Here is a 20,792-nt window from a genome sequence, read left to right on the forward strand (position 1 = left end):
TTAATTATAACCTTCCTTTTTGTAATCAATTAAGGATTTATTAACTTCGTTTTCTTTAGTGTCTGTTTTAATTAATTCTACATACAATCCTAAGGATTGCAATTCTTTAATAAAAACACGGAAACTTTCTGGAATGTTGGGTTTCGGTAAAGAAGTTCCTTGAACAATAGCACTATAAGTTTTGTTCCTACCGATAATATCATCACTTTTAACTGTCAAAATTTCTTGTAAAGTGTGAGCTGCTCCGTAAGCATAAAGCGCCCAAACTTCCATTTCACCAAATCTTTGACCGCCATTTTGCACTTTACCACCCATCGGTTGTTGAGTCACTAAGGTGTAAGGGCCGACATTACGAGCATGTAATTTATCATCGACCATATGCGATAATTTAATCATATACATCACTCCCACAGAAATACGGTTATCATAAGGTTCCCCAGTGCGTCCGTCATATAAAACCATTTTGCCATCGAGTTCTAAATTAGCTTCTTTCATAATTTCTTTAAGGTCAAAGTCATCAACACCATCAAATACAGGCGTCGCGACTTTGATGCCGAGTTGTTTGGCGGCCATTCCTAAATGAATTTCTAAAATTTGTCCAATATTCATCCTACTAGGGACGCCTAAAGGGTTTAACATAATATCAATTGGGGTTCCATCTGCCATAAAAGGCATATCTTCTTTCGGTAAAATAAGAGAGATGACTCCTTTGTTGCCGTGACGACCAGCCATTTTATCGCCTTCGTTAATTTTACGTTTTTTAGCAATAAAGACACGAATATTTTCATTAACGCCGGATGGTAAAATATCGCCATTTTTTCTAGAAAAATAATGAACGCTTTGAACAATCCCGCCTTCGCCATAAGGAACTCTTAAAGAAGAATCTTTGTATTCGCGGGCTTTTTCACCGATTACTATTTGAATTAATTTTTCGTAAGGGGTAGGTTCGATGTTGCCTTGAGGAGTGATTTTACCTACTAAAATATCACCTTCTTTTACTTCGGATCCGGGAATAATAATTCCTCTTTCATCCAAGTTTTTGATAGCATCGGCACCAACATTAGGAACTTCACGAGTGATTTCTTCTTGTCCACTACCTTTTTTTAATTCTCGCGTTTGAACTTCGTATTTATCGATATGAATAGAAGTATAGACATCATTTTTAACCAAATCTTCAGATATAATGATGGCATCTTCGTAATTATACCCTTCCCAAGTCATAAAAGCTACTGTCACATTTCTACCAAGGGCTAATTCACCTTGAAAAGTTGAAGGACCATCAACTAAAATATCACCTTTTTTAATATGTTCACCTAAAACTACGATCGGCTTTTGTAAGATTAAAGTGTCTTGATTGGATTTAGTAAAGTTGGTTAAAACATATTCTATTTCTTGATTACTTTTAGTTGAAATAACAATCTTTTGGGCATCAACATAAGTAACAACGCCATCTTCGGAGGCAATAATTAAAGAACCAGAGTCTTTGGCAGCACGATACTCAATTCCTGTTCCTACAATCGGAGATTCAGGAATTAATAAAGGGACTGCTTGACGTTGCATGTTAGCCCCCATCAAAGCCCTAGAAGCATCATTGTGTTCTAAAAAAGGAATCGACGAAGTGGCGATTGAAACAATTTGTTTTGGAGAAATATCGGCATAAGTAATTTGGTGTCTTTCAAAAATTCCTGTTTCACCGTTTTTCCTAGCAATTATTTTTTTATTTTTAAAAGTGTTATCTGGATTGACAGAAAAACCAGCTGAGGCAATTACTTCTTCTTTTTCTTGATCCGCTGTTAAATATTGTATTTCATTCGAAATTTGAGCAATATCATTTTTTACAAAAACTTTAAAAAAGGGAGTTTGGATAAAACCATAATTATCAACTTTAGCATAAGTAGAAAGTGAAGTGATTAACCCAATGGAAGGTCCTTCGGGAGTTTCGATGGGACATAATCTACCATAATGCGAATTATGAACGTCTCTGACTTCAACTCCGGCACGATCACGGTTAATTCCACCAACACCCAAAGCAGAAACTCTTCTTTTTTGGGTTAGTTCCGCTAAAGGATTGATTTGATCCATAAATTGAGATAAACGAGAATTGGCAAAAAAAGTTTTAATTACGTTTGTTAAAAACGTGAAATTAACTAAATCTCCTGGTACAACTTCGCTAAATTTGCTGACAGAAATCATATCTTTAATATTTTTTTCCGCTCTAGTTAAACCAATGCGAAATTGATTTTTCAACAATTCGCCAATTAACCTTAAACGACGATTGCCTAAATGATCGATATCATCAACATGACCAATATTTTCATAAAGGTTTAAATAATAGCTAATACTTGCAATGATGTCTGATAAAGTGATGTGTTTTTTAGTTTCTCTCGGATCGTTTCCTATAATTTTTACTTTATTGTATAATTGATCATTTTCATCTTTAGAACGATAAACTTCTAAAATTTCATTAAAAACAGCAGTTCGTTCCAATTCTTTTTGATAAATATCTTTTGATCCTAAGAAAAATTTAATTACTTTTTCGTCAAGAAATTGAATGTTTTGTCTTAAATGATTAATCACTTCGGCAGTTACCAAAGTATCTTTAGCAAAGATGACTTCACCGGTACGTACATTTAAAATATTATCTTTCACATATAATTCTTTTTTTTGAAAGTCTCTTTTATAAGTTAAAATTTCTTCATCGGTTTCATTTTCTAAATTATGTTTTACGTCAAATAACTCTTGTAACAAAAAATGACGATTTTGTTTTAAGATGGCGATTTTTTCTTTGGTTAAAAATTCATTTTTAGGTAAAATCACTTCTTTAGTTTCAAGATTAATAAAGTCATGAGCTAAATAAGTGTTTGCTACTCTACTTAATAAATCAAGTTTTTTATTGAACTTATATCTACCTACAACAGTAAGATCATATTTTTTTTGATCAAAAAGTCTAGTACGAATAAATTCTCTTGCAGTATCAACTGGGACTTTTTCACCTTGACGAATTTTAGAATACAATTCGATTAAAGCATTGTCTGTATCCATATCTGATTCTTTTTCAAAAATAGAATTAAGGATGGGGTTTTTGCCGAAAACATTTTCAATAATTTCTTTATTATCAAAACCTAAGGCATAAATAAAATTAGATAAAGGTATTTTTTTAGAACGATCAAGTTTAACGTATAAAATTTCTTTCGAACCTTCTTCATATTCAATCCAAGCGCCACGCGAAGGGATCACTTGACCAGAATATAAGTTTCGATTTAATTTAACATCAAAATTGCTAGCATAATAAACACTAGCAGAACGAACAATTTGCGAAACAACAACTCTTTCGGTGCCATTGATAATAAAAGTTCCAGTATCAGTCATTAAAGGTAATTCGGTTAATAAAATATTGCTTTGTTTAGTTTCGCCAGTTAAAACATTTTCTAAAGTAGTTTTTACAAATAATTGTACCACATAACTGATATCTTTAGTTTTTGATTCTTCAATATTATATTTCGGTCCAGTAAAGTAATAATCGTCAAAATAAATTTTTAAATCACCGTTATAACTTTCAATAGGGCAAAAATCAGCCAACAATTCTTTAATGCCGTCTTTTAAAAACAAATTAAAGGATTGATTTTGGATTTCAATTAAATTCGGCAAATCAACATCATAAATTATTTTTGAATAATTACGACGTTCTGCTTTTTTACCATATTTGACGTTTTTATAAGCCATCTTATACTCCTATAAATTATTTAATTGGTTTTTTTTGCAAAAAGTCTTATTTAAGAATTTGCAAAACTAAAAAACCTGAGATAACTCAGGTTTTTATATCATTTTACAAGATAATAATTTATTGAAGTTCAATAACTGCTCCAGCTTGTTCTAGTTTAGCTTTAATATCTTCAGCTAAAGCCTTAGAAACATTTTCTTTTACTTTTTGATCTGGAACTTTGATGAATTTATCAGCATCAAGTAAGCCTAACCCTGTAATTTCACGAATTGCTTTAATAACAGCAAGTCTGTTTTGACCGAAATTTTTCATTACAACTGTAAATTCGGTTTTTTCTTCCACTTCATCTGCGCCAGTGTTACTAGCTGAAGCAACCGCTAATGAACTTGGATCAATCCCGAATTCTTCTTTTAAACCATCTAGTAATTCTTTAATCTCTAATAAAGACATTTCTTTTAAAGCTGACACAAAAACTTCTTTAGTTAATTTAGCCATTTTAATCTCCTTTGTTATAATCTTTTTATAAATTTTATATTTTTAATTTTGTGTTTTTTGTTTTTCTAACAACATATTTAAACCAATTGATAATTGTTGCAAAGGGAAAATCATAGTTGTAGCTAATAGCGCTAACATTTGTTCTCTAGAAGGTAAAATTGCTAAACTGTTGATTTCTTCTAAGGAAACAACTTTTTGTTCAACCACGCCTGAAACAATTTTGACAGCTTTGTTTTTTTTGGCAAAATCATAAATGACTTTGATTGGTTCTAATAATTCCTGTTCGCTAATAATTAAAGCTTTAATTCCTTTTAAAAAAACAATTAAATCATTGTATTGAGCGTTAGCAGCGGCTCTTTCCATGATGTTTTTAGGATAAACTTTGACTTCGCAATCAATTTTTTTTAATTGACGACGAAGTTGCATAAAAGCACTAACCGGTAGGGTCGAATATTCAAACACAATAACTGTTTTAGCTTGACTTAGTTTTTCTTGCAATAAAGAAACTGTTTTAATTTTTTTAGCTAATTGAGTTTTTATCATTGATCTATCCTTTCTTCAAAAATTAATTTTTTAATTTTATTTTTACGCAATGGTAATAGGATCAATTTTAATTCCTGGAGACATAGTAGTCGATATGGTAATATTTTTCATATAAGTTCCTTTAGCTGTGCGAGGTTTAATTGAAATTAATTGTAAATATAATGTTTTTAAATTGTCTAGTAATTTATGTTCTTCAAAAGAAACTTTGCCAATAATAGCGTGGATATTGCCGCCTTTATCAAGGCGATATTCAATTTTACCATTTTTAATTTCTCGCACAGCTTGACCGACATTATCAGTTACAGTTCCAGTTTTAGGGTTTGGCATTAAACCTTTCGGTCCTAAAAGACGTCCCAATTTACTTAATTGAGGCATCATTTCTGGGGTAGCTACTAAAACATCAAAATCAAACCAATTTTTAGCAATTTTATCGATTAAATCTTGGTCACCTACATAATCAGCTTTGGCGTCTTTGGCGTCTTTGGCTTGTTGTCCTTTAGCAAGAACTGCTAACTTTAGCACCTTACCAGTGCCATTAGGTAAATTAAGTGCTCCTCTTAAATTTTGATCTGCTTTTTTAGGATCTAAGTTTAGGTGAAAAGCACATTCAACGGTAGAATCAAATTTAGTTGTTTGTGTTTGTTTGGCTAATTTAATAGCTTCTTGCAAGGAATATGCTTTTTTAACATCAAACATTTGACTAACTGCTAAATATTTTTTGCTTCGTTTCATCTTATATATTTCCTTTCTTCAAAAATAAATAATTTTTTAATTTAATCGCTTAATTCACCTTCAATTAAAATGCCCATATTGCGTGCAGTTCCAGCGATGATTTTGTATGCCTGTTCCACAGAATAAGCATTAAGATCACGTAATTTTAACTTAGTAATTTCTTGTAATTGTTCACGTGTAATGGTAGCCACTTTAGTTTGCTTAGCGTTAGCAGAACCGGCTTGTATTTTAGCTGCTTTTTTTAAAAGATCACTGGCAGGAGGAGTTTTGGTAACAAAAGTAAAAGTTCTATCTTCATAAACAGAAATCACTACAGGTATGATAAAACCAGCTTGTTCCTTTGTGGACTCATTAAATTGAGAACAAAAAGCTGGAATATTTACTTGCGCTTGCCCCAAAGCAGGGCCGACTGGAGGAGCTGGATTAGCTTTTCCTGCAGGGATTTGTAATTTTACCGTTTTAACAACTTTTTTAGCCATAAAAAAACCTTTCTTTTACAAAAAAACTTATTAAACATTGCATGTTTTCTTTGTTTTTTTATTATTAATATCAATAATTTAAAATTATGATAAAAAAACAAGACAATTCATTTTAACATAAATTGCTTCATATTCAGTAAAAAATGTCAAAAATTTAAGACATCTCTTTAAAATCATTAAAAGAAATTTCAACTGGAGTCGATCTACCAAATAAATCAACTTCGACAATCATTTTTTCCCGGTCATTGTCGATAATTGAAACTTGTCCTTGTTGATTAGCAAAAGAACCAGAAATAATTTCTACCTTTTTGCCAAGCAAATGATCATAATTTGGTTTGTTGATGATTCCCATTTTTAATAAAACAGGATTGATATCTTTTTCTGATAAAGGGACTGGTTTTGAACCCACACCACTAGAACCTAAAAAACCGGTAATTCTTGGTGTATTTTTAACTACAAACCAAGAACGATCAGTAATAATCATCTGAATAAAAATGTATCCAGGATAGATTTTTCTTTCTTTGGCTGTTTTTTTGCCGTCTGAACGAGTTTCATAATAAACTTCTTTGGGAGATAAAACATTTGCAACTAAATCATTAATGCCGATACTGTCAACTCTTCTTAACAAATCTTCTTTAACAATGTTTTCATAACCAGAGTAAGTTTGAGCAATATACCATTGAAGTAGAGGGGATTCTGGTTTTGTTTCTATTATTTTTTCAAGCGGTTTAGTGTTTTTTGCTACTTTTTCTTTTTTCATGATTAAAAAATCAATTTCCTAATAAATTTTCGAATAATTGTTTGATAAGTGTATCAAAACAAAAAATAAAAAGAACCAAAAAAGAGGTAAAAAAAAACACTTGAAGGATGTTAAAAAAAATTTGTTTCAAAGAGGGGAAACTAATTTGACTTATTTGTAAAAAAGCATCTTTAAAAAAGGGAAAAGAACTAATAATAAAAAGCACAACAAAAAAAGTAACCAATAAAACTTCTACCAGCAAAAACCCTTGCTTACCTACATTTTTTTTTATTATATTATCAGATGTGTGTAATTGGCCACAAAACCCTAAAGATAAAATAGCGATAGTAATTAAAAAAACATTAATAAAACTGTATTGTCTACGAATGACTCCCAATAACTGATTGGGTTTGTTATCGTTGATGACTTTAATTCCCATAAGTCGAAAAACTCCTTTATTTAGTTTCTTGATGCAAAGTATGCTTGTTACAGTGAGAGCAATATTTTTTTAAAATTAAACGTTGTAATGTTTTGTGATTTTTGGGTTTAGTGTGATAATTACGATTTAAACACAAAGCACAAACTAAAATATTTTTTTTCAAAAACAACTCCTTTGATAACAGAAAGTTTAAAAAACAATAATTTAATTTTTTAAAACATCTTTTCTTATTATATCACACATTAATGTTTTTAGAAAAAAAAAATGATAAATGTTTTTATTGTTAAAAAAAACCAATTATCTTTTAAAAAATATAAGTTAGATTAAAAAAATAATTATAAAAAGGATATTAATGTGATAATAAAGCCGCATACATCATCAAAGCAGCAGCAACACTTACATTTAAGGAATTAATTTTACCTTGCATCGGTATTTTAACTAATAAATCGCATTTTTGTTTTAATAAATGCCTGATCCCAACTCCTTCATTACCTACTATAATAGCTAAAGATTGGTGAACAGGAATTTGATTAAAAGGCTGGGTGGCGTGACTGTCTGCCCCAATAATTAAAAATTGATGATTTTGTAATTTTAAAATAGTTTGATGTAAATTAGAAACTAAAAAAACTTTGACATATTCCAAAGCTCCGCAAGCAATTTTAGCAACCGTTGCATTCAAAGGAACTTGATGTTTTTTGCTTATAATCACCCCATCAAAATGACAAGCTTCGACCGTTCTTAAAATAGCTCCTAAATTATGAGGATCATTAATAGCATCTAAAATTAAAAACCGTTGCAACTTAGTAGCATCTATAAAACTATCTAAATCATAAAATTGATAATCTAATACCTTAGCCGCTACTCCTTGGTGGGATTTTTGTTTAGTTAAATCAAATAAAAAAGCTTTGTCAACTAATTGATAAACCACGTTATAACATCGCAAAAAAGAAATAAAAGAAGAGTCTTTTAAATTAGAATCAAGGTATAATTGATAGATTTTTCTTTGGGCTAAAATTGCTTCTTTAATTGTATTTTTCCCATAAATAAGCATCTTAAAACTTCTTTTCTGTTTTTTTATGTGAATATAACCATGAAATTAGGGAAGATAAAAACACAATGGTTGTTAATAAAGATATTTTATAACTTTTTATTATTTCTTTCATATCATCCGAAGAACCACAACTGTGCCACCAAGATAGCAAAAAACAAGCCAACATCAAAACAAATAAAAAACTTTTAGCTAAGTTAAAGGGTTTACAAACCAACCATAAAACAGTAAATAAAACTAAAGTAACTACTAAAATGAAATAATTAGAAAGTGAGGGTAATTTTTTTACATAAAAACTTGGATCATGGGAGGTGATGCCACTAGTCTTCAAACAAAATTCTTGTATAATAACAAAACAGTAGCCAAACAAAATTAAAAAAGCATAGGGGAGGGCTTTTTTAAGGTTTTTGATTAAAAAATCGTCTTTTGAAATTTGATAATTTTTTTCAAAAGACAATAACAAAGAAGGAATGCCAATTACCCAATAATCCATCACGAATTGTAATTTTAAAGGATTAATCGGATAATAACAATGTATTTGAAAAATATTAAAAGCAATTACAGCTAAGGTTAGCAAAAACGCAAAAATAGTTTTGGTAAAAAACAAGACAGAGATTTTTTTCAGGTTATTAATGATTCTTCTACCTTCAAAAACAACTTGTTTCATTGAAGCAAAATTTGAATCCATTAAAACTAAATTAGAAATATTGCGAGTCGCTTGACTGCCGGAAGCCATCGCAATCGAAAGATCAGCTTCCTTTAAAGCTAAAATATCATTAACTCCATCACCAGTCATAGCTACTTTTTGCCCTTTTTCTTTCATAGTTTTGATCAAAATCTTTTTTTGTTGTGGTGAAGTTCTACCAAAGACATTATATTGGGTAGCTACTTGAGCAACTTCTAAATCTGTTAATTTTTCTAAATTAATAGTTTTTTCAAAACCAATAATCCCTACTCTTTGGGCGATTTGAGAAACTGTAAGATGGTTATCGCCGGAAATAACTTTAACAGCTACACCGTTTTTTTGAAAAAAATCAATTGTATCAGCAACGTCTTTTTTAATATTGTCTTTGATAACAATTAAAGCTAAAGGATCGCATTGTTTAATTTTGATGTGTTGGTTGTTTTCAAAGTTATTTAGAGAAATAAAGTTATTTGCAGCCTTCGCCAACATTAAAACGCGATATCCAGCTTTGACTTGACTTTCAAAGTCTTTTTGAATAAGGTTAAAATTATTTTGCATGATAAATTCAGGAGCTCCCAAAAAAAAAGTACCTAAATTGTTGAATTCAACGACACTATACTTTCTTACGCTCGAAAAAGGAATATTTTGTTTAATCTTATAAAAATCTGTTGTTTTGCTAGCAAATTCTTGGTTTAAAGCTTCATGGGTGTGATTAGAAGCAAGTTCTTCAGCCTTCAGAAACGAAGCCATAACTTTTTCAAAAGGAAAGTCGGGTTGATAATAAGGGATGATTTTTTTTACTTTCATAGTGCCATCAGTGATAGTACCGGTTTTGTCTAAACACAAAGTGTTGATTTGTGCCAACATTTCGATCCCAAATAAATTTTGGGCATAAGCTTTTTGTTTGGCTAAATTGATAAAACCAACTGCCAAAGTAATGTTGGTGAGTAAAAAAAGTCCTAAAGGTAGCATCACTGCTAACATGCCACAAACCCCTAATAAAGCTTCTCTTTGAAATGCTGGATTTTTTTGACCAGGATAGAAAGCAAAAAAGACTAAAATAAGTGCAAAAACAACTAAAAAACCCATAATGATGTTAATTAAGGAAAATAAATCTTTCATTAAAGGAGTTTGGGGTTGTTTATATTTTTTGGCAGCTTGAGTAATTTTTTCAATATACATATCGCCACCAACGGCAATAATTTCTGCCAAACATTGACCAGAGACAACATAACTGCCAGAATATAAAAAATCACCTGCTTTTTTAACTATTAACTTAGATTCTCCAGTTAAAAGCGATTCATTAACTTCGATAACACCGGATTGAACTTTGGCATCGGCTGAAATTTGCTGTCCATTTTCTAAGACTAAAAAATCACCTAAAACTAATTCCTCGATCGCTACAGTTTCTTTTTGGCCATTTCTGATTACTTGGGAAGAAGTTTTTAATAACAAAGAAACTTGATCTAAGGTTTTTTTAGCTTTGATTTCTTGGAAGATACTAATTGCCATATTAGCAAAAGATACTAACAAAAAAAATAATTGATTATATTCTTTAATAGCAATAATGATTACAACGATAATTAAAATCCATAAAGTCAAAAGGTTAAAAAAATTATTAAATAAAATATCTTTAATACTTCTTGAGTTTTTAGAATTAACAACATTAACTTGTCCTAAAGCTTTTTTTTGTTCTACTTGTTGATTTGTTAATCCTGTAATGATATCTGATTTTTTTAAATTTTCGTTCATATTTTAACACCATATTTTTTTATAATTGATATAAATATCATTTAAATTAGTTAAAAAATATTACATTTTTAAATAATTAAACGAAAAATGACTAATTTTTACAACAAAAGAATAAAATCAATGCGTCCTCGTTCATTAATTTTAACACATTTGACTGAAACTTGATCACCAATTTTAACAATATCAGTAATTTTTTGTGTTTGAGGGGCACGAATTAAACCTTCGATTCCTTGAAAAACTCGTCCAACAGCACCTAAAGTTTTACCATATCTATCGGTTAAAAAACGTAAAATTTGAGCTTGATAACGATTACCTACTGCAATTTCTTGACTTAAGCCTTTTATAAAGGCAATAGTTTGTTTGATGATGTCAGCGTTAGAATGCATGACAAAAACACGTCCATCTTGTTCGATGTCAATTTTGACTCCATCATGGGCTTCAATAATTTGGTTAATAATTTTACCACCAGAACCAATAATATCGCGTATTTTTTCTGGTTTGATTTGGATCATTTGTACTTTAGGAGCATATTTTGACATTTCTTGGCGTGGAGTGTCAATAACTTTATTCATATGTTCTAAGATGTATAATCTACCTTTTTTAGCTTGCAAAAAAGTTTGTTTTAAAATTTCTTGCGACACTCCTTGAATTTTAAGATCCATTTGTAAAGCAGTAATACCATCTTTGCTGCCAGCAATTTTTAAATCCATATCACCTATATGATCTTCTAATCCTTGGATATCGCTTAAAATAACGTATTCTTTAGTTTCAGAATCCATAAACAAACCCATAGCAATTCCTGAAACCGCTTTTTTCAAAGGAACGCCAGCTGCCATTAGAGCCATAGAAGTAGCACAAATACTAGCCTGAGAAGAAGAACCGTTTGATTCTAAAATTTCTGAAACTACTCTAATAGTATAGGGGAAATCGTTTTCTTCAGGCAAAAGTGGAACAATTGCTTTTTCGCCTAAATTACCATGACCAATTTCCCTTCTACTAGGTGCAATATAACGACCAACAGCGCCAACCGCGAAAGGAGGGAAATTATAATGCAACATAAAACGTTTGTTTTGTTCATCGTTTAAACCATCAATAATTTTACTTTCGGAGACAGAACCTAGAGTAACTACAGCTAAACTTTGGGTTTGACCGCGAGTAAACAAAGCAGATCCATGGGTTCTTGGGAGTAAATCAATTTGAGATTCAAGGTTTCTAATTTCTTCTAAACCTCTTTTGTCGGGTCTTTTTTTATCTTGAATAATTAAGTTTCTAATTTCTTGTTTAAATAATTTTTGAAATAAAATTTCGATAGTTTGCAAATAGTTTTTTTTTGCTTCTAAATCAATAAAAGTATTTTCTTCAATTGTTTTGAAAAAGTTTTTTTTGCTGGCTTGTTCAAAAATTTGTTCTTTTAGAAGTTGTAAATAATTACTTTTTGGTTGATCAGCAAGGTGTAAAATAGCTTCAATGATTTTTGTTCGATATTGTTCATTAAAAGATGTTTCTAAAGTTAAATCAAATGAATCATGATTAACTTTTTTTTTGGTTTTGCCAATTTCTTTTTGAATTTGTTCTTGAAACAAACATAATATTTTAATATGTTGATGACCAAATTCAATCGCCTCTAAAAAAATTTCTTCTGAAACTTCATTAGCATGAGCTTCGATCATCACGACATTACTTTTTGTTCCTGTTACTAACAAATGTAGTGATGAATGATTTAATTGTTCAAAAGTAGGATTAAGAATGAATTGATCTTGAATGCGAGCAACGTAAGCTCCAGCAACAGCATCAAAAAAAGGAATTTCTGAAATAAGCAACGATAAAGAACTTCCAAGAATAGAAGCTATTTCGCTTTTAAAATCAGGGTCGGAACTTAAAACGGTATTAATTACTTGAATTTCTTGTTTGAAATTTTCTGGAAACAAAGGTCTTAAAGATCGGTCAATTAAGCGGGAGGCTAAAATTTCATGATCTGTTGAGCGTCCTTCTCTTCTTAAAAAACTGCCAGGAATTTTACCAGCAGCATAAAATTTTTCTTGATAAATAACAGTTAGCGGCAAAAAATCAAAATTATTTTTCTTATCACTAAAAACAGTAGCCGATAAAACTACTGTATCTTTAAAACGAACTAAAACAGAAGCATCCACATTTCTAGCATAAGTACCTATTTCTACTTGAAAAGGATTTTTTAAATCAGTAGTTTCAAAAACTTTTTTTAACACTTTTGATGTGCTCCTTTGAATTGTTTGGGGATGTATTGTATTTGATTCTTGTTTTTTTATTTTTTTATTTTTTAGTAAAAGACTATATAAAAATAAAAAGCTAGTGAATTGTTTTCAACAAACTAGCTTATTTGAATTTTTTAATTATTTTGGAATTGAAACGATATTTAATGAAAAAATCAATTTAAAATTATATTTTCAAAAATAAAAAAATTATTACAAAAATAATTAATAATCATCGTCAACTTCAAATATTTTGGAAATAAATACTAATTTAAAAAATGATTCTCATGTTAAATAAAAAAATGGCGCCCACGCTAGGACTCGAACCTAGGACCCTCTGATTAACAGTCAGATGCTCTAACCAACTGAGCTACGTAGGCTTTTATTTTTTATGGTAGAGGATGAGGGATTCGAACCCCCGACATTCTGCTTGTAAGGCAGACGCTCTCCCAGCTGAGCTAATCCTCTTTTTTTTATTCTTTTTTTTCTAAAGCAAACCTTGGCACTCCCTATCTTCGCTCGTAAGAACTATTGTCGGTACTAAGGACTTAACTGCTGTGTTCGGGATGGGAACAGGTGTTGCCCCTTAGTTTTATGCACCAAGGATATTTCTCTCAAAACTAGATAAACGGGTTAAAAAATTAAAGTCAATGGATCTATTAGTACTAGTCAGCTGAAAAGATCACTCTTCTTACACCTCTAGCCTATCAACCTGATCGTCTTTCAGGGATCTCATAGGGAAATCTCATCTTAAGGGAGGCTTCACACTTAGATGCTTTCAGTGTTTATCCCTTCTATACATAGCTACTCAGCTGTGGCCCTGGCGGACCAACTGAAACACCAGCGGTATATCCATCCCGGTCTTCTCATACTAGGGACAGTTCCTTTCAAATTTCCAACGCCCACGACGGATAGAGACCGAACTGTCTCACGACGTTCTGAACCCAGCTCGCGTATCACTTTAATGGGCGAACAGCCCAACCCTTGGAACCTTCTCCAGCTCCAGGATGTGATGAGCCGACATCGAGGTGCCAAACCGCTTCGTCGCTGTGAACGCTTGGAAGCGATAAGCCTGTTATCCCCAGGGTAGCTTTTATCCGTTGAGTCACGGCCCTTCCATTCGGTACCGTAAGATCACTAAGTCCGACTTTCGTCCCTGCTCGACTTGTAAGTCTCGCAGTCAAGCTCCCTTATGCCTTTATGCTCTACAAATGATTTCCAACCATTTTGAGGGAACCTTCGAACGCCTCCGTTACTCTTTAGGAGGCGACCGCCCCAGTCAAACTGCCCACCAAACACTGTCCCTTGCAATCCACTTGCACAGGTTAGAAAATAAAAATAACAAGGGTGGTATCCCAAGGTTGACTCCCAAAAAACTAGCGTCTTTTGTTCACAGTCTCCCACCTATCCTGTACATATTATTTTCAATTTCAATATTAAGTTGCAGTAAAGCTCCATGGGGTCTTTTCGTCCTGTCGCGGGTAACCGGCATTTTCACCGGTAATTTGATTTCACCGAGGCTCTTGTTGAGACAGCGCCCAAATCGTTATGCCTTTCGTGCGGGTCGGAACTTACCCGACAAGGAATTTCGCTACCTTAGGACCGTTATAGTTACGGCCGCCGTTTACTGGGACTTCAATTCAATGCTTCGTTTCCTGACATTTCCTTTTAATCTTCCAGCACCGGGCAGGCATCAGCCCCTATACATCACCTTACGGTTTAGCAGAGACCTATGTTTTTGATAAACAGTCGCTTGGGCCTATTCTCTGCGGCTTTTAGTTTTAATAAAAGCTCTCCTTATCCCGAAGTTACGGAGTCATTTTGCCGAGTTCCTTAACAAGAGTTTGCTCGCGCGTCTTAGTATACTCTACCTTCCCACCTGTGTCGGTTTACGGTACGGGTAGTTAATCAATTAGCCCTAGAAGCTTTTCTTGAAAGTCTGACGTCAATCACTTTACTTTCAAACCTTATCTTTAAACAAGAAAACGGATTTGCCTATCTTCTCAGACTTAGTTTTTCTACCCCAATCCAATAAGGGGTGTGTCTAGCCTACTTTGTCCCTCCATCAGTTGATTAACTAGTGCAGGAATCTCAGCCTGCTTGCCATCGGCTACAAATTTCTTTCTCACCTTAGGACCCGACTAACCCAGGGAGGACGAACCTGGCCCTGGAAACCTTGGGTTTTTGACGGATAGGATTCTCACCTATCTTTTCGTTACTTACACCGGCATTCTCACTTCTGACCTCTCCACCACTGCTTCCGCTATGGCTTCACTGATGTCAGAACGCTTCCCCTACCATTTAAATAACTCGAAAGTTATTTTAATCCGTAGCTTCGGTATGATGTTTTAGCCCCGATACATTTTCGGCGCAGAGTCATTCGACTAGTGAGCTATTACGCACTCTTTAAAGGATGGCTGCTTCTAAGCCAACCTCCTAGTTGTTTAAACGTCTTCACTTCCTTTGCCACTTAACATCAATTTGGGGACCTTAGCTGACGGTCTGGGCTCTTTCCCTTTTGACCATGGACCTTATCACCCACAGTCTGACTGCTGATTTTATTTGATAACATTCGGAGTTTGATTGAGTTCGGTACCCCGAGGTGGAGCCCTTACTCATTCAGTGCTCTACCTTCACCAAATAACCAAATCAACGCTAGCCCTAAAGCTATTTCGGGGAGAACCAGCTATCTCTGAGTTCGATTGGAATTTCACCTCTAGCCACAAGTCATCCAAACACTTTTCAACGTGTCCTGGTTCGGTCCTCCATTTAGTTTTACCTAAATTTCAACCTGCTCATGGCTAGCTCACTTCAGTTTCGGGTCTATGACATGCAACTTAACGCCCTATTAAGACTCGCTTTCGCTGCGGCTCCGTTCCTTCAAACTTAACCTTGCTCCATATCATAACTCGCCGGTTCATTCTGCAAAAGGCAAGCCATCACTCATTAACGAGCTTTGACTAATTGTAGGCACACAGTTTCAGGATCTATTTCACTCCCCTTTCGGGGTTCTTTTCACCTTTCCCTCACGGTACTAGTTCACTATCGGTCACTAAGTAGTATTTAGCCTTAGGAGATGGTCCTCCCATCTTCCGACAAGATTTCTCGTGTCTCGCCGTACTTATCGATGCTCTAGGTCTTTGCTTACGTTTACAGGACTGTCACCTTCTATGGTGCTTCTTTCCAAAAGCTTCTACTTGACAAAAACTTGGTAACTAGAAATAGCATCAGGCTCTTCCGGGTTCGCTCGTCACTACTACCAGAATCGTTATTACTTTCTTTTCCTACAGTTACTTAGATATTTCAGTTCACTGCGTTTCCTTCCTTTTTCAAGGATGATGCATCTTCAATGCAACGGGTTGTCCCATTCGGAAATCCACGGATCTCCACTTATTTACAGCTCCCCGTGGCGTATCGCCGTTAATTGCGTCCTTCATCGGCTCTTAGTGCCAAGGCATCCACTGTGCGCCCTTAGTTCCTTTAATTTTCTAACCTTTGTTTATCTACTTTTCAAAGAGCTTTTTAAGATGTGACCTATTTTGGTGGGCCTAAATGGACTTGAACCACCGACCTCACGCTTATCAGGCGTGTGCTCTAACCAGCTGAGCTATAGGCCCGAATCTTAAAAAATGAAAAACTTTCTTAAGTCTCTCAAAACTGAAGATGATAACTTTATCCTTAGAAAGGAGGTGATCCATCCCCACCTTCCGGTAGGGATACCTTGTTACGACTTAACCCCAATCATCAACCCTACCTTAGACGGCTCCTTCTTGATTGCTCAAGTTAGGCCACCGGCTTTGGGTATTGCCAACTTTCGTGGTTTGACGGGCGGTGTGTACAAACCCCGAGAACGTATTCACCGCGACATGCTGATTCGCGATTACTAGCGATTCCAACTTCATGAAGTCGAGTTGCAGACTTCAATCCGAACTGAGACTGCTTTTTTGAGATTCGCCAGAAGCTTACGCTTTAGCTACCCTTTGTAACAGCCATTGTATCACGTTTGTAGCCCAGGTCATAAGGGGCATGATGATTTGACGTCGTCCCCACCTTCCTCCAATTTATCATTGGCAGTCTTGCTAAAGTCCCCAACTTAATGATGGCAATTAACAACAAGGGTTGCGCTCGTTGCGGGACTTAACCCAACATCTCACGACACGAGCTGACGACAACCATGCACCACCTGTGCTTCTGATAACCTCCACTGTATTTCTACAGCTTTGCAAAAGCATGTCAAGACCTGGTGAGGTTTTTCGGGTACCTTCGAATTAAACAACATGATCCACCGCTTGTGCGGAGTCCCGTCAATTCCTTTAAGTTTCATACTTGCGTACGTACTACTCAGGCGGAGTACTTAATGTGTTAACTTCAACACTGGTTTTATCCAACGTTTAGTACTCATCGTTTAGGGCGTGGACTACCAGGGTATCTAATCCTGTTTGCTCCCCACGCTTTCGTGCCTCAGCGTCAGTTAAGACCCAGCAAGCCGCCTTCGCTTCTGGTGTTCCTCCGTATATTTACGCATTTTACCACTACACACGGAATTCCACTTGCCTCTATCCAACTCTAGCTAAACAGTTTTTATAGCATCACAACGTTGAGCGTTGCACTTAGACCATAAACTTATTTAACCGCCTACGCACCCTTTACGCCCAATAATTCCGGATAACGCTTGCCCCCTATGTATTACCGCGGCTGCTGGCACATAGTTAGCCGGGGCTTATTCATTAGGTACCGTCATAATGGTTTTTCCACCATCTTTTCTTCCCTAATAAAAGAACTTTACGTACCGAAATACTTCATCGTTCACGCGGCATTGCTCGGTCAGAGTTTCCTCCATTGCCGAAAATTCCTTACTGCTGCCTCCCGTAGGAGTTTGGGCCGTGTCTCAGTCCCAATGTGGCCGTTCGACCTCTCAGCCCGGCTACACATCATCGTCTTGGTAGGCCATTACCCCACCAACTAACTAATGTGACGCAAGCTCTTCCCTAAGCATACCTATTGCTAGGTCTTTTAAAAATAAAAAGATGCCTTCTTATCTCCTATCCAGTCTTAGCAGTCGTTTCCAACTGTTATCCTCGTCTTAGGGGCAGATTGCTTACGCGTTACTCACCCGTTCGCCACTAAAGTTTAATTGCTTAAACTTCCGTTCGACTTGCATGTATTAGGCATGCCGCCAGCGTTAATCCTGAGCCAGGATCAAACTCTTCGTATGTTTGTATTTTTTACAACCAAACTAGTTGATTGAAAAAATTTTAATTAAATTAAAAAATTAATAAGTATCATCTTCAGTTTTCAAAGATCAAAAAAGTTTAATGGTGAAGGGAGATGGATTCGAACCACCGTACCTTACGGAACAGTTTTACAGACTGCTGCGTTTAACCACTTCGCTATCCCTCCAAAATTAAAATTATCATAAACTATAATTCAATTTACCTAAAATATTATAGCATAGATAATTCAAAAAAACAAACCTTTTTATTAATTTAACAAAAGTATTTTTTTATCCCAAAAAGTTTTTAAATCTAAAAAAATGCAAATAATTATAATATAACTCAACTATTATAACATAAATTTTAAATTTAAAGCAAAATATTTTGAAAAAAGTCAATAAATGAAACTTTTTTTTGGTTAGTTAAAAAAATATTTTACTTGAGCTTTATATTTTAATTTTGCTTTCTAAGTTTTTTGTTATTCTCATTTTAAGATTTTAATTCTTTTTTCTTTCAAACCTTCTAAAGTTAAATAATTATAAAATCTATTTTAAAGTATCATATGAAAAAATAAATAAAAAAATGATTATATCATATAACCTTAAAATAGATACTAATATTTTTCTTATATGTTTTTAAATATTTACAATTTTTAATGAAGCTTATTTTGGATTGAACGCATTTTTTTCTTTTTATACGGTTTAAAAAAAGCTAAACTGTTTATTTTTAATAAAAAATTTAGCTTAATTTTTTGTTTTAAAAGTAGTTGTGTTTTTTAGGCTAGTGCCAACTTTATGAGTTTTTTTGATATTTAAATTATCAATCAAAAAAATTAAATTTTCTTTATTAAGTTGAAGCGCAAAAATTAAAGCGCATTGTTTTTTAATGCAAGATATTTTTGTTCCATGTGTTTTCTAGTAATTAAAGTTTGAAAAATAGTATAAGTGTTTCCTACAATCCAATATAAAGACAAAATCGAGTTAGAAGAAGAGAAAAAAACCATCATTCCAATCATAACAAAACTTACTATTTTCATCGTTTTTTCTGATTGTTTGGCTTTCATTTTTTGTTCTGAAGTTAAATGATGGGTAGATGGTTTTAAATAATCAGGTTTTTTAAAACTAATTTTATTTAAAATAAACATCGTAATACCAACTAAAAAAGACAACAAAAAAAGAACTAAAGGATCTTTTTCTTTTGCAGGATTTAAACTAATAAAACCTAAAAATTTTTTTTCAATTAAAATATCAGTTTTAAAAATACCACCAGGAATAATAAAACGAGTTAGAGTTTGGTTAATGGCGATAAATAAAGGTAATTGTAAAAAAGAAAGTAAAAAACCCCAAAAACTAAAATTATTTTTGCGATAAACTTTTAAAATTTCTAACTGCATTTTTTGAGCAGAAGCAGGATCTTTATTTAAAGCATATTTTTGTTTAACTTTTTCAATTTCAGGTTGAATTAAATTTATATTCATACTAAAAGTACTAGTTTTAGTATAAATTGGCCAGGTAAGGGTTCGAATAAAAATAGTAGTCAAAATAACACCTAATCCTAAATTGCCTAAAAAAAATCCAGAAGAAGAAGTGAAAAAGGTTGAAAATATATATAAAAAAGAGCTAATTGAAATAATTAAAACATTCCATAAATAACCAAAAAAACTCCAATCAAGATATTTAGGCCATTGTACTGGACTATAAGCATTATTGACAAATAAAGGAATTTTTTGACCTTCAACTACTGGAATTTCTAATTCTAAAGCTTTATCAGAAGAAGTTTTTTTAAGTTTTTCAATAGCGGTTTGGTCCTTTTTATTTAATTCAATGTTCAATTCTTTATTATTTCGAATTTCTAAATCATCTACTAATTTTTGATATTTTTTTTCTTTAATATATTCGATATTAGTGCCAGCTGGAACTGTCAGTAAATCTTGAACAATTTTAATTTTTTGTTCGTCTGTTGAAGAATTATTTTTAAAAACAAAAGGTAATTTAATTAGTTCAGGAAGAGATTCTGGTTCAATTAGTTCCTTTTTTTTTAATAAACCGAAAAAAAGTTTTTCAGTGCGTTTTTCTTCCAGCCATTTATTATAACCTTCTTTTGTGTTTACCTTAATGTCTTGAAAATTTTTATCAAGCACATAAACAACAAAATTTTTTTCTTCATTTCCTTCATTTTCTTTAATAGATACTTGTTTTAAAATATCTATTTGAATTGGTTTTGGTGGCCACAACATCCAAACTAATACTAATGAAATCACAGCAAAAAAAAATAAATTTTTTTTCAAAGCACTATTTTTCATACATTTTTAATTAATCCCTTTATTTTGATTATTTGTTGGTAATAAATGAATTTTAAAAGCAAATTTAACAAATAAAGCTTTTAATTCTTGAAAAGTCAAACTTTGAGCTGGCGGTCTAATTACAATCACAAAAAACATATTTTGATTTAAACTAGAAGCGTAATTACTAATAATAGCTCTTAAACGCCTTTTGATTAAGTTCCTTTGATGAGCTTTGCCATACTTTTTACCAATACTCAAAGCAAATTTAAAATGAGGGCTAATATTTTGTTGCAAACAATAAATCATAAAGCAAGTGTTACCGCATCTTTTTTTAGATCGGAAAACGGTTGTCACTTCACTTTCTTTTTTAAGAATGTATTTTCTTTTCATTTGCTTAATGATCCTAAAACAGAAATTTTTTTGCATGCAAAACA

13 protein-coding genes, 4 tRNA genes and 3 rRNA genes are annotated in these 20,792 nt (G+C 32.9%); all 20 read right to left on the minus strand.

What is annotated here, in order from left to right:
* The 20 genes from psc1_RS01825 to rnpA all read right to left on the minus strand — a co-directional run bounded on the left by psc1_RS01825 (position 1) and on the right by rnpA (position 20,748).
* Entirely contained in the window at positions 1-3,723 is a 3,723-nt protein-coding gene (locus psc1_RS01825; RefSeq protein WP_023161588.1) for a DNA-directed RNA polymerase subunit beta, read from the minus strand.
* A 118-nt stretch (positions 3,724-3,841) separates the two neighbouring features.
* Entirely contained in the window at positions 3,842-4,216 is a 375-nt protein-coding gene (gene rplL, locus psc1_RS01830; RefSeq protein WP_023161587.1) for a 50S ribosomal protein L7/L12, read from the minus strand.
* Positions 4,217-4,258: 42 nt separating this feature from the next.
* Positions 4,259-4,759 (minus strand): 50S ribosomal protein L10, encoded by a 501-nt coding sequence (gene rplJ, locus psc1_RS01835; protein WP_023161586.1) that lies wholly within the window; start codon positions 4,757-4,759, stop codon positions 4,259-4,261.
* A 42-nt stretch (positions 4,760-4,801) separates the two neighbouring features.
* Positions 4,802-5,491, minus strand: coding sequence for a 50S ribosomal protein L1 (rplA, locus tag psc1_RS01840; RefSeq protein WP_023161585.1), 690 nt, complete (start codon positions 5,489-5,491; stop codon positions 4,802-4,804).
* Positions 5,492-5,532: 41 nt separating this feature from the next.
* On the minus strand, positions 5,533-5,970 hold the full coding sequence (rplK, locus tag psc1_RS01845) for a 50S ribosomal protein L11 (protein ID WP_023161584.1): 438 nt from the start codon (positions 5,968-5,970) through the stop codon (positions 5,533-5,535).
* A gap of 154 nt (positions 5,971-6,124) precedes the next feature.
* Positions 6,125-6,730, minus strand: coding sequence for a transcription termination/antitermination protein NusG (gene nusG / locus psc1_RS01850; protein ID WP_023161583.1), 606 nt, complete (start codon positions 6,728-6,730; stop codon positions 6,125-6,127).
* A 10-nt stretch (positions 6,731-6,740) separates the two neighbouring features.
* Positions 6,741-7,148 carry a preprotein translocase subunit SecE gene (gene secE, locus psc1_RS01855; protein ID WP_023161582.1) on the minus strand — a complete coding sequence of 136 codons (408 nt, stop codon included), beginning with the start codon at positions 7,146-7,148 and terminating at the stop codon, positions 6,741-6,743.
* 16 nt (positions 7,149-7,164) lie between these two features.
* Positions 7,165-7,311 (minus strand): 50S ribosomal protein L33, encoded by a 147-nt coding sequence (gene rpmG, locus psc1_RS01860; protein ID WP_023161581.1) that lies wholly within the window; start codon positions 7,309-7,311, stop codon positions 7,165-7,167.
* A 186-nt stretch (positions 7,312-7,497) separates the two neighbouring features.
* Positions 7,498-8,199 carry a 23S rRNA (guanosine(2251)-2'-O)-methyltransferase RlmB gene (gene rlmB, locus psc1_RS01865; RefSeq protein WP_122225300.1) on the minus strand — a complete coding sequence of 234 codons (702 nt, stop codon included), beginning with the start codon at positions 8,197-8,199 and terminating at the stop codon, positions 7,498-7,500.
* A 1-nt stretch (position 8,200) separates the two neighbouring features.
* A complete protein-coding gene (locus tag psc1_RS01870) occupies positions 8,201-10,633 on the minus strand; it encodes an HAD-IC family P-type ATPase (RefSeq protein WP_122225299.1) in 2,433 nt (810 codons plus the stop codon).
* Positions 10,634-10,731: 98 nt separating this feature from the next.
* Positions 10,732-12,858 carry a polyribonucleotide nucleotidyltransferase gene (locus psc1_RS01875; protein WP_373375481.1) on the minus strand — a complete coding sequence of 709 codons (2,127 nt, stop codon included), beginning with the start codon at positions 12,856-12,858 and terminating at the stop codon, positions 10,732-10,734.
* A gap of 306 nt (positions 12,859-13,164) precedes the next feature.
* Positions 13,165-13,241: transfer RNA gene (locus psc1_RS01880), tRNA-Asn, on the minus strand.
* 12 nt (positions 13,242-13,253) lie between these two features.
* A tRNA-Val gene (locus psc1_RS01885) sits at positions 13,254-13,329 on the minus strand.
* 29 nt (positions 13,330-13,358) lie between these two features.
* Positions 13,359-13,465 (minus strand): 5S ribosomal RNA (rrf, locus tag psc1_RS01890).
* Positions 13,466-13,499: 34 nt separating this feature from the next.
* A 23S ribosomal RNA gene (locus psc1_RS01895) occupies positions 13,500-16,346 on the minus strand.
* A gap of 55 nt (positions 16,347-16,401) precedes the next feature.
* Positions 16,402-16,478: transfer RNA gene (locus psc1_RS01900), tRNA-Ile, on the minus strand.
* 65 nt (positions 16,479-16,543) lie between these two features.
* A 16S ribosomal RNA gene (locus psc1_RS01905) occupies positions 16,544-18,076 on the minus strand.
* The 16S, 23S and 5S rRNA genes sit together here with 4 tRNA genes alongside, the layout of an rRNA operon.
* Before the next feature lie 101 nt (positions 18,077-18,177).
* Positions 18,178-18,261 (minus strand) — tRNA-Tyr (locus psc1_RS01910).
* Between the two features lie 678 nt (positions 18,262-18,939).
* A complete protein-coding gene (locus psc1_RS01915) occupies positions 18,940-20,376 on the minus strand; it encodes a YidC/Oxa1 family membrane protein insertase (protein WP_373375482.1) in 1,437 nt (478 codons plus the stop codon).
* A 6-nt stretch (positions 20,377-20,382) separates the two neighbouring features.
* Positions 20,383-20,748, minus strand: coding sequence for a ribonuclease P protein component (rnpA, locus tag psc1_RS01920; RefSeq protein WP_122225297.1), 366 nt, complete (start codon positions 20,746-20,748; stop codon positions 20,383-20,385).
* Between the last annotated feature and the right edge of the window lie 44 nt (positions 20,749-20,792).

This window comes from Candidatus Phytoplasma solani (genome assembly GCF_041729705.1).
GTDB classification, from domain to species: domain Bacteria; phylum Bacillota_I; class Bacilli_A; order Acholeplasmatales; family Acholeplasmataceae; genus Phytoplasma; species Phytoplasma solani.